This window comes from Acinetobacter sp. 797_lipA (assembly GCF_058243025.1).
In genome coordinates, this window is the sequence record NZ_JBZAYQ010000004.1 from 1 (window position 1) to 10,228 (window position 10,228).

Here is a 10,228-nt window from a genome sequence, read left to right on the forward strand (position 1 = left end):
AATATAACCCTTTTAGGGTCTTTGATTTTTTGCGTGGACTGCCAATCCATGAGCCAATTCTTTTCTGTTTGGTTCCTGGGTTGCCTACCCATGAATCAGACACACTCCCCCTTCTTGAGGACTGCCAATCTTCGAGAAGCTTTAGTGGTGAAGCTGCGTGCGTGAGGAAACTCTAGCTGGCGCGGCTACACTAGGGGCTGGCGGGTGTGACTCCCGCTTTCTACCTGTTCACTCATTTTGATGAATGAACACCCTCCACTCCCAAGGTGGAGGTCAGTTGGGCGACAAGGACACGGGATCACGGTGACGTGGCGGTGGGAGTAACTTCCCTCCTAGGCTGAAAGGGCCGAAACCCTGTATTAAAACAGACAGTCAGAGGACTCACGGAATGAGTAACCTCGTGAATAGCTGATAACCAGACGCTTCAAGTCAAAAACAAAAATAAAGACAAGGGCGTAGGTTATACCCACAGGTGGGCTTTTGAGGGCATCGTGAGGTGTCAGGGTTGCAAGGCGAAAGCTGGCGCAATCGGTACTCGATTTTAGGTAGAACAGTGAATTTGTCGGAAGACATTCTGTTTTGCTGTCGAGATCAATGGATAGCTCAAGCCTGTAAGGTCGTCAACATGGTGCTTTTTAGGCTGTGTATGTCGATATGGGTAAGGCGTGAACGTGGATGATTATTAACTACATATTGCATTGTATAAACCTGATACGACTTGGAACTGCGATCGGGGGAGATAGGAATGTAGGTGTTGTATGTAGGAGATCGGCACGGGTTCTGCCAGTTTTCAGGCAACTGAAAACAACTGTTTTAATACTAACTTGGGAAGCAGTTTTGTTTGATGACGAAGCCGTATTGCTTAAAGATTTCTCTTTAATTTGAAGAGGTTTTTATTCAATCGGAGGCAACTTCCGAAAATAGAACTGTGGGAGAGTGACTTAGTAGGGCTTTGCTGTAATGGCAGAGGAAGCATTTCAATTCGAGTGAAAGGCGAGCGTTGGAATGAGTAACGAAAGGACACGCCATTAAGTTGGAGTGTGTAAGAGAATTGGAAGAATGTGGTTTGAGGATGAAGTTTGGCAACTTCATAGACTTGGCGGTCTAAACCCTCCAGCCACATTTGTAAAAATCGACCTAGAAGATCAGATTCGAGTGGCATCGGATCCAGAAATTCCAAGAACCTTGAGAAAACAAGTGAAATCAAAGTCTTTGATCCGACTTTTTATAAACGGTTAGTGGGGACCTCACTTAAAAAATCCTGACGCAGCCGATTCTGCTGAACGAAATTAAAAATCTGTGTGTCCCTCATCACACATAAATAACTGAGATCAAAGTCCTGAGTACGACTATAAACTGCTTTCCATTTTGCGCTCATTTGCGTTTTAAGCCATTTTCTCTATTTGATATAGGTAATTCTTGGTAATCAGTGAAAAAACGCGCCTACCCCCTATTTTTTGCCTCTAATCGTTATATCAGAGCGAGTGTCTACGAGCGAACTGAAAAAAATTGCTTATCCCTTTCCCTGATTACAAGCTCCCTATCCATCAATCACTTGCTTTACAGAGCATCCCGAATGGGTGCGAACTTTCCAAGTTTGAGTCCTAAACCGAGCGTAGCGAAAAAAAAGCTTTATGAGCGAAGCGAATTCCGAGTTGCTTTTGCTTTTTTCAAAAGTCACGAAAATATTAACCAAAAATTGCCCCAACGAATCGAGCGAAAGCGAGATTCAATAGAGTTTGAGCGTAGCGAAAACCAAGGGCAATTTTTCATGATTCAGGTTTTTAATTATTTTAAGGTTTTTAAATGCTTTTCAACTTGCTATAAGCCTTATATTTCAATGTTTTCAGAGTATATATAAAGACGTTTAATTACCAATACAAAGACGTTTAATTACCAATACAAAGACGTTTAATTACCAATACAAAGACGTTTAATTGTCATTAAAAGACAAATTAATACTTGTCTTTTAAATGATTTGAATTAATATGTCTTTTAAAGCTATTAATAACTCATATAAAGACGTTTAATTACCACATGAAAAAAGATCTTGTAGTTAAAACAAATCGTTTGAATCAAGCATTTCAAGTACTTTCCCTAGCAGAATTTCATATTGTTCAATTGGCTATTGTAGATGCCAGAGACACTGGTACAGGATTAACTACAGACATGCCTCTAAGAATAGATGCATTACGTTATGCCGATGTATTTGGTACTACTCGACAAAATGCTTATATGAGAATGAAGGAAGCGGAAGAAACCCTATTTAATCGCCGATTCAGCTTTTTTGATGAAGATGGAAAACTTGTAAAAAGTCGTTGGATTTCTCAAGTTAAATATTTGGACAATGAAGGTGCCATAGAAATTGTTTTTACGCCTGCTGTTGTTCAAGGCATCAGCCGTATCAATGGGGTAAAAGAATTTTTTACTCAATATCTTTTGAGCCAAACAGCACAATTAAAAAGTGTGTATTCAAGTAGACTCTATGAATTATTGATTCAATGGAGAAGTACAGAAAAAACCCCCATCATTAATTTAGAAGACTTTCGTGCACAGCTTGGAATCGAAGAAAATCAATATAAATTAATGAGCGATTTTAAAAAAAGAGTTCTTGATCTAGCTATTAATGACATTAATGAAAAAACAGATATTAAAGTAACTTATCAACAACATAAAAAAGGTCGCTCGATCTCGGGTTTCTCTTTCAACTTTAAACAAAAAAAATCAGCTGCTAAGTCACTAGAGAATAAGCGGGATCTAGACACTATCGATCTTTTTTCAAAAATGACCGACAAACAATGCCACCTATTTGCCAATAAACTCTCCGAACTCCCTGAGATGAGTAAGTATTCCCAAGGCACGGAAAGCTATCAACAATTTGCTATACGCATCGCTGAAATGCTGCAAGATTCAGAGAAATTTAAGGAGTTAATTCCTTTACTAAAAAAAGTAGGGTTTCAATGACGTTGTTAATTGACATTGTAAAGTTAACAGTCAAGTATTAACACAAATTGAAAACTGGTTTACATGATGAAAAAACTGTCAGTTTCAGAACTAGCAAAACTATATGGATACTCTAGACAGGCTATTTATGCCCATATAAATAAAGGAAATTTATCAAAAGGATCTGATGGATTGATTGACTTTTCAGAGGCTTTGAGGGTCTTTGGAGAGCCACAAAAAAACAACTCTACTGTCAACCAAAGTCAATCAACTAACAGTCAAAACTTAACAGAAGTTGACTTATTAAAACGTCAAGTTGAAATACTAGAAAAACAATTAAATCAGGCAGTGCAGAGAGAAAATCAATCACTAGAACGTGAATCGTTTTATCAAGAACAGATTGAAGCTATGCAACGTCTATTAGAAGCCCCAAAAGCCAATATGACTACGTTTACCGATCAGAAATCTAATCAGGATATAGCAACAGATCCTCGGTTAGAGTCAGAGCCGAACTATGACGGATTGACTACTCTTGAAAACAAGCGGATTCCAGTGCCGGAGCATATTGAACAGGAGCCTGAAAAAAGGGGCTTTTGGAGCCGTTTTTTTAGACCCTATGATTAACCACGATTGTTTAACTGATATGAACAGAGTCGTGAAACTTTGATTAAATAATAAGCGTGGAACGTGAAAAATCATAAAAAAAACCCATCTTGGGGAAGATGGGCTATTAACTAGAAACTACAGCATTGATTTCTAAGGAAAATTATAACACATTTCGTATAAGGTGTATTATGTTAATTTTAGGAGATCTATACAATTCTGTACTTTTTCACAATCATAGAAAAAGCAAATAAAATACTTACCCAAAATAAATAATCAATAAAAAAATTGAGAAAAACAAATTGATCCATGCCGATGAAAATAAATAAAGGATTGATACTTATACTTCCGACTGGAGAGGTTTCACCATCTATAAGGAACTGTAGAGGAAATCCCCCAGCTATGACTTCAACTTTTTCAAGCTTATCTACAACTATGCGAGCAACTAATATATTTTTTTGATAAAGCAAAGATACATAAGTCAAAATAATCGCTAAGAAATTAAAATATAATATTTTTTTCATAACTATTCTTTATCTTTTAAATTAATTAAAAACAGCCAATAACATAAGCCAGGAAAGAGAGCCATAAAAATAGTCCATGTATTGGTATACATTTTCCACCACTCTTTCGAAATTTCTCCTGTGTGACTCCATCCAAAAAGAATAAAAAATGGAGCAGCAATAATTAGAGAGGTAATACAGATGGTTAATAAATTCAGACTGTTATAACGATTTAAAATAATTGAGAATATGAAGCTGAAAGGCACAGTCAAAATACAATACGCTAAGTAGACAAGGCCATGCCCTACAAGAACCACTAAAATCGAGTATAGGCTGTATTCCTGATTCATTACGATAAACAGGACTGCTATGAAAAAAAGTAACGGTAAAGGAGCAAGCAAGAGAGCTTTAACTATTTTTTCATTTGAGTATTTCACTAATTTAATTCTCTTATTTACTCAATAACTATTCACACTATACCGATTTTCTTGGAGGTCGCTGGCTTCCATTTAACATAATGGCGATTATACGAATTGAACTTTTCTTCATCTAAGAATATAGTATGATTAACAATGTTAATCATAGGAGCTTAACATGGCTTCAAATGCACTAGTAACTACTCGCATTAACGAAAACATTAAGCATGAAGCAACTGAAGTTCTTGCAACAATGGGCTTAACTGTCTCAGATGCAGTTCGCTTGTTGTTAACCAAAGTAGCGAAAGAAAAGGCTCTGCCTTTTGAAATTTGGCAGCCCAGTGCTGAAACCATTGCAGCAATGGAAGAAGATCTAAGCAAAGCAAAGAGCTTCACTTCTGTTAAAGATTTGATGGCTGATCTAAATGCGGACGATTAAGTACACATCAGCATTCAAGAAAGACTATAAACGTGAGAAAAAAGGGCAGCATCGAAATACAGTAGATGCTGAACTACAAACTGTTTTAGAGTTATTGCAAGCTGATGAAGCCTTGCCTGAAAAGTATCGTGACCATGCTTTGGTCAGTAATTGGGTAGGTCATCGTGACTGCCATATCAAACCAGATCTTGTTTTGATCTATAAAAAAACAGAGGAAGGCGAACTACTAATTTTGAAATTAGTTAGGTTAGGTAGTCATAGTGAGTTGGCAATTTAAGTGACCTAATTTTCAATAAGAAATTTTTAAAATTATCTTCAAAAATGGGAGCTTGAACTCCCATTTTTGACTTCGTATAACGTGCATTATGTTAATTGTAGGAAATCTAAAAAAATATTGTCTTTATAAAAATAAAAAATATATCTATGCCCAAAATAACTGTGGCCATCTGATTAAAATTATTATAGGATGCCAGCAATGTTTAACCACAAAAGATACTTATTTAAATGGCAGGAATTACAGACTCCAAATACAAAGTTGCATCGTTCTTTGCAGGTATTGGTGGTTTTGATTTAGGATTAGAAAAGGCAAATATGCAAGTTGTCTTTCAATGCGAAATTAATTCTTTTTGCTGTAGTGTCTTAAAGAAAAATTGGCCTGAAATACCTTTACATAATGATATAGATACCCTTTCTCCTCTAGATATACCTGAAAGTAATATTTGGTGTGGGGGGTTTCCTTGTCAAGATGTTTCCCTAGCTAATCAGGGAAAAAGAAAAGGTTTATTAGGCGAACGTAGCGGACTTTTTTTTACATATGCAAAACTCATCAAAGAAAGAAAACCTGACTGGATTATTATCGAAAATGTTCCCGGACTCCTCAACTCAAACTGTGGAGAAGATTTCAGAACAGTCATCGAAACGCTGGATGAACTCGGGTATGGTCTTTCGTGGAGAATTTTGGACGCAAAACACTTTGGAACACCACAAAGACGACGTAGAGTCTACATTGTTGGAAGTCTTGGAGACATGCGCTCCGCTAGAGTCCTTTTTGACTCCTCCTCAATTGAAGTCTCTAATACACCGAGCAGTGGAGAGAAACCAAGAAATTCCATCAGATATGTTAATGGCCTATCAGAAACAAATATCTATTCTATCCAACATGCAGGAATTGGAAGAAAGCCCAGCGCAGGCCCCCAAGCAAAAGGGTATAGAAATGATGGAGAAACCTATACTCTTGACTCAAGAGGAAGTTCAGATGCTGTATGTTCGCCGGATGCTCCCTTCAGAATACGAGAGTCTTCAAGGGTTTCCAAAGAATTGGACTCTCGTAGATTCAGAGCAATAGGCAATGCTGTTGCAGTACCTATTATCGAGTGGATAGGAAATAGGATAGCTCTTATAGATAAAGAGACTAAACAACCTTAAAGGTATTATTTAGCAAGGTAAATTCTCCTTCAAAGATAGCAGGACAAGGAAAACCTTGATCAGTTAAAACTCGAATAAATGTAGAATAGTTAGTAAATAAAGCTAATTCTTCATCTATTGTTAAAGGGATTTTTCCTGATCTAATTTCTTGTTCTGTTTTTTCTTTTATAGGTAGCAAACATAAAGTCCAATTATGTTGTCTTAAATCTCTTAGGTTCGCATTTCTTATTCGTTTGTAAAGGTAATCAAATAAAGGGCGACCTACTACAAATACTATTTTTCCACCTGTTTGGTCTACTACATTTCCTTTAACTAAAAACTGTTCTTGCTGTCTCCGCCAAGCATTAGTTTCAATCGTATTAGCAGCCACATTTTCACGTAAAAATTTATTAGTAGGAAGTGCCATTTTAGCCCAATTAGCTACGTGTTTCGTAATAGCACCAGTATTACTAGTTTCACCTCCTCCCTGCATTTCTAAAAGAATTTCATCAACTTTCCCTCTAGAAGAGAAATTACGCATAACATAGTCTGCATGATAATTATGATCAGCCTCAGGCAAAGGAATGGTAACTTCTTTTTTAATACCAACTTCATCCAAAGTTAATTGCTCATCTGCATAAATAAACTTTGCAATGTGTAGTAGCAATTCTTGCTGATGCTTTACTAAACCTATTGACTGTCCTAACTTATTTTTTTTTCTAGATGAACAAAGACGATGTTCACAACTAATCCATACACTATTATCTGTTTTTCGTACTGCACATACTGGCTGTAAGTTTTTTAGTACCTTCTCACAACTTCTGTCCATAAATGGACAACTCACTGGTTCCCCTAACTCAACAGGAACTATATTAATTTCAGAATCAGTTCTTTGACCTAAATATTCTGCAACAGAAACAACCATGTGAAGTGAACCGACATAAGCGTTAAATTCCGAGCATACTAACAGATAAAATAAGCTATTAACTTACTGATTTATATTATTAATGGTAATGGATGTAGCAAATAGATTCAGAGGTATCAATTAGTTTTAACATAAAATCCTTTATTCGAAATCTAAAATGTAAGCCCCAAATAGAAAAATCCAGTGCATACAACTGGATTTTTATTGTCACGTATAAATCTAAGACTTGCTTTAAACGTACCTAAATCGATGTTCCACGGCTTCTAGACCATTGATTTTAGGTTGCGGATACAGACAGATGTAACGTTACTTTGGGGTGTACTCTAAATTTACAGAACATCTCTTATTCGAACTTCGATCGAATGGGAGTAAAAGCCTGCCTCAATTCGAATTAATTTTACGTTTTTTAATTTTAAAAGTTCGTCGCCCAGCAAATCGGTAAGCAAGGTCAGGATTCCGGCCTTCCAAATGTTTAACTACGATTGGTACGCCATCCGGCATTTTACTCATTAAATTATCATTTTTGACATACAACACTGTTCCACTTTGCGCTGCGGCAATAAAGCGGTCTCGAAGTACATTTGCGGCTTTGGCAGCAATACCTGATTCATTGTCATCTTCATCAATTAGATCTACTGTTGACATAGTGCCGTACTCCCAATTAGCTGATATATGAATCATATTACAAGTCGGGTAGACAGGATAAAGAACTAGAGACCTTTCTACATATAATGCTCTGATCGACACACACAATAGCTTCTTTCCACATCAAGGTAGGTATTATGTGTGATCATAATTTAATTTTTAATTTCAATTACTTATGAGTACTAATGTTTGAGTTTTATTTTTACCATCTAAATACAATAATATTTAAAATCAAATACTTATATTTTGTAAAAAAATTAAAGCTTAGCATCACACATCATAGCTACCTAATGGAGCTAATTTAGGTAGCTATGATGTGTGTCGATATTAAAAATTATGTTTAATTTCAATGTATTAATAGAATTCAACTCTTTATAATTTTGATATTTTTTTTACAAAGCACGGGATCATCTAACAGAAATTTTTTCCCTTTTTTAATCCTGAATATTTAAAATATGTAGAGAGTTTGTCATTCAAAAATTTAGATGCCTAGAGAGCCAAATGAATCATACAATTTTTCAGAAATTAGAAAAAATGAATAGACACTGCAATACTTGTGCTAAAGCTTATGCACTTTTGACTCTGTTGACTCTAGTGACTTTTTTCATCTATTTTTTTAATCATTTCAGGTTGGAAATTCTCTTTACAGACCCAAATGCCCTATTACCGGCGATCAAAATGGAAGCGTTGGCACTTGGGATAATGCACATTGTTTACTGCTTCTTTTTCAAATATGTCGATAAAAAACTTCAAATATTCGGCTTAGATTCAAATAATCTGAATGAATACATCCAGCGGAATCAGGCATTTTTCCAAAAATATTAAGGTATGGCTTCTCCAGTGGAACTCATGTCTTGTAATACATCAAAGACAAGTCTCTCAATGCCTGAGCGTGCTTTATCACGGTCTGGATCTAGCCAGGATAGCGACGGAAATTCAGCGCATAACCCAATAAATTCTCCGTCTTGGGCGGACCATGTCACACTAAATGAATAACGAGCTTCGGTCTTAAAATCGAAAAAAGCTTTCATATATTTTGCCGCGTGTTTAGCCTCAGCTCTCAAATCGTCAATTTCTTGGCGGCTGAGATAATAATCATCAGGATATTTCTGCATGAGTTATCACCATTGTTAATTGAGATTGATTTAAAAAACATCCTATACCTCGGTTTTATTGGACTTCGCCTTCCATTTTTCGTATTTTTTGTTGAGATCTTCCGTTAATACACTCCTAAAATGAGCTTCTGCTTCTTGATATGATGAATTATTTACAATCGGACTTTTCAGTTTTTTCATATATGAAAGTTTTAAAGTCCGGGCACCATGATCAAACCAGGGCTGATTATATTTATCCTTGAATAAGCGTTTTTCTAGGTGATACAAATTTCCGATCTGCTGACGTACCCCACGGTAGCCTAAATAGCCCTCCAAGGCCCGGAAATGGCGTTCAAAATAGGCTTTCTTCTCATCCAGACTGGCATTTTTTTCAATCAGGCTCTGAAACCGCAAAACGACCCTTTTTCCTTGTTCTAGTTGTTCCTTATAGGCTTTATCAGTCAAACGCCAAGTCCAATCTGTGACATGTTTTTCATTGGTCCAATTCTTGGCTTGAAGCTCTTTAATGCTTTTTTTCGGCTTGGTCAGACGTACCAGTTCATATCTACCACAGCTGATTGGATTAACATCACCAATGTAACTAAAAGACTCTGAACTTGGACAGATCTCAAAGATTTTACGGTTAATCTTCAATAAATCTTGTTTGTCTGTTTTGCTCAAAACTTTTTGAGTTTTTTCATCCAATAAGAAAGCATCACTGGTTCGACAAAACAGGTAAGCCTCTACTTGCACCAAAAAAGCAGGTTCATTTTTATCAAATTTTTCCCAGCATTCACTCTCACTCAGTCCTGGTAAATAACTATAAGTGAAATGAACCAGCAAGCTAAAAACTGGCTCACTGTTCAATCTTCTTCGATAGGTTTGTTGGGCTGTTTCCAGTAAATGATAACGCTCAATCCATTTTGAAATCATACGGCTTGCTTCATCAGTATTCATATTCAATATGAATTTCTTAGAAACAAGATCATATTCGTTCGTCATCATTCCCATGACATGTTTTGTAAAATCTTTAGGAACATAGCTGTAATAAATCATTTTTTTATTACTCTTAAAGTGATTTTAATAAAGTGATTCTATAAGAGATTTATAAAAGATATTTATTAAAAATTCTATAAGGAATTCTTAAAGTCTCAAAAATTGCATTTTTGAAACTTTAAGCAGAATGAGAAATCACCTTCGGAGATTTTATAAATAGCAGTTCCCCCGAAATGGGCTTGACGACCGCAACTTGATCA

11 protein-coding genes are annotated in these 10,228 nt (G+C 36.1%); 5 read left to right on the forward strand and 6 right to left on the reverse strand.

The features are described 5' to 3' along the window. The first annotated feature begins 2,037 nt into the window (after window positions 1–2,037). Together repM and AC4CU2_RS18745 are read left to right on the forward strand one after the other, a co-directional pair. Window positions 2,038–2,964 (forward strand): replication initiation protein RepM, encoded by a 927-nt coding sequence (repM, locus tag AC4CU2_RS18740; RefSeq protein WP_146857201.1) that lies wholly within the window; start codon window positions 2,038–2,040, stop codon window positions 2,962–2,964. Window positions 2,965–3,030: 66 nt separating this feature from the next. Continuing rightward, the gene (locus AC4CU2_RS18745) at window positions 3,031–3,567 is read left to right on the forward strand and encodes a plasmid replication DNA-binding protein (protein ID WP_057061321.1); all 537 of its coding nucleotides are present in this window, start codon (window positions 3,031–3,033) and stop codon (window positions 3,565–3,567) included. A 188-nt stretch (window positions 3,568–3,755) separates the two neighbouring features. Here the strand turns inward: AC4CU2_RS18745 and AC4CU2_RS18750 are convergent, their stop codons facing one another. Both AC4CU2_RS18750 and AC4CU2_RS18755 read right to left on the reverse strand, forming a co-directional pair. Next, window positions 3,756–4,070 (reverse strand): hypothetical protein, encoded by a 315-nt coding sequence (locus AC4CU2_RS18750; protein ID WP_000723215.1) that lies wholly within the window; start codon window positions 4,068–4,070, stop codon window positions 3,756–3,758. A 2-nt stretch (window positions 4,071–4,072) separates the two neighbouring features. Continuing rightward, window positions 4,073–4,486 carry a hypothetical protein gene (locus AC4CU2_RS18755; RefSeq protein WP_004967533.1) on the reverse strand — a complete coding sequence of 138 codons (414 nt, stop codon included), beginning with the start codon at window positions 4,484–4,486 and terminating at the stop codon, window positions 4,073–4,075. A 157-nt stretch (window positions 4,487–4,643) separates the two neighbouring features. On the opposite strand from AC4CU2_RS18755, the gene AC4CU2_RS18760 reads away from it, so the two are divergent. The 3 genes from AC4CU2_RS18760 to AC4CU2_RS18770 all read left to right on the forward strand — a co-directional run bounded on the left by AC4CU2_RS18760 (window position 4,644) and on the right by AC4CU2_RS18770 (window position 6,329). Beyond that, window positions 4,644–4,904, forward strand: coding sequence for a type II toxin-antitoxin system RelB/DinJ family antitoxin (locus tag AC4CU2_RS18760; protein WP_005265047.1), 261 nt, complete (start codon window positions 4,644–4,646; stop codon window positions 4,902–4,904). Next, window positions 4,891–5,181, forward strand: coding sequence for a type II toxin-antitoxin system YafQ family toxin (locus tag AC4CU2_RS18765; RefSeq protein ID WP_004676242.1), 291 nt, complete (start codon window positions 4,891–4,893; stop codon window positions 5,179–5,181). Before AC4CU2_RS18760 ends, AC4CU2_RS18765 begins: the two co-directional genes overlap by 14 nt. Before the next feature lie 227 nt (window positions 5,182–5,408). Further along, window positions 5,409–6,329 carry a DNA cytosine methyltransferase gene (locus tag AC4CU2_RS18770; protein WP_291253024.1) on the forward strand — a complete coding sequence of 307 codons (921 nt, stop codon included), beginning with the start codon at window positions 5,409–5,411 and terminating at the stop codon, window positions 6,327–6,329. Here the strand turns inward: AC4CU2_RS18770 and AC4CU2_RS18775 are convergent. From AC4CU2_RS18775 to AC4CU2_RS18790, 4 genes are all read right to left on the reverse strand, one after another. Then, window positions 6,316–7,233, reverse strand: coding sequence for a hypothetical protein (locus AC4CU2_RS18775; protein WP_291253023.1), 918 nt, complete (start codon window positions 7,231–7,233; stop codon window positions 6,316–6,318). The two genes, AC4CU2_RS18770 and AC4CU2_RS18775, sit on opposite strands and share 14 nt — an antisense overlap. 381 nt (window positions 7,234–7,614) lie before the next feature. Next, window positions 7,615–7,878, reverse strand: a complete 264-nt coding sequence (locus AC4CU2_RS18780) for a hypothetical protein (protein ID WP_490769387.1) — start codon at window positions 7,876–7,878, stop codon at window positions 7,615–7,617. An 821-nt stretch (window positions 7,879–8,699) separates the two neighbouring features. After that, the gene (locus AC4CU2_RS18785; RefSeq protein WP_171422344.1) at window positions 8,700–8,909 is read right to left on the reverse strand and encodes an antitoxin HicB; all 210 of its coding nucleotides are present in this window, start codon (window positions 8,907–8,909) and stop codon (window positions 8,700–8,702) included. 126 nt (window positions 8,910–9,035) lie between these two features. After that, window positions 9,036–10,028, reverse strand: coding sequence for a hypothetical protein (locus tag AC4CU2_RS18790; protein ID WP_228155376.1), 993 nt, complete (start codon window positions 10,026–10,028; stop codon window positions 9,036–9,038). Window positions 10,029–10,228: the final 200 nt, after the last annotated feature.

Excerpts from the sequence above, each read along its gene's own strand:
- repM (WP_146857201.1), top strand. The coding sequence starts at position 2,038 with ATGAAAAAAGATCTTGTAGTTAAAACAAATCGTTTGAATCAAGCATTT.
- AC4CU2_RS18745 (WP_057061321.1), top strand. The coding sequence starts at position 3,031 with ATGAAAAAACTGTCAGTTTCAGAACTAGCAAAACTATATGGATACTCT.
- AC4CU2_RS18750 (WP_000723215.1), bottom strand. The coding sequence starts at position 4,070 with ATGAAAAAAATATTATATTTTAATTTCTTAGCGATTATTTTGACTTAT.
- AC4CU2_RS18760 (WP_005265047.1), top strand. The coding sequence starts at position 4,644 with ATGGCTTCAAATGCACTAGTAACTACTCGCATTAACGAAAACATTAAG.
- AC4CU2_RS18765 (WP_004676242.1), top strand. The coding sequence starts at position 4,891 with ATGCGGACGATTAAGTACACATCAGCATTCAAGAAAGACTATAAACGT.
- AC4CU2_RS18770 (WP_291253024.1), top strand. The coding sequence starts at position 5,409 with ATGGCAGGAATTACAGACTCCAAATACAAAGTTGCATCGTTCTTTGCA.
- AC4CU2_RS18775 (WP_291253023.1), bottom strand. The coding sequence starts at position 7,233 with ATGGTTGTTTCTGTTGCAGAATATTTAGGTCAAAGAACTGATTCTGAA.
- AC4CU2_RS18780 (WP_490769387.1), bottom strand. The coding sequence starts at position 7,878 with ATGTCAACAGTAGATCTAATTGATGAAGATGACAATGAATCAGGTATT.
- AC4CU2_RS18785 (WP_171422344.1), bottom strand. The coding sequence starts at position 8,909 with ATGAAAGCTTTTTTCGATTTTAAGACCGAAGCTCGTTATTCATTTAGT.
- AC4CU2_RS18790 (WP_228155376.1), bottom strand. The coding sequence starts at position 10,028 with ATGATTTATTACAGCTATGTTCCTAAAGATTTTACAAAACATGTCATG.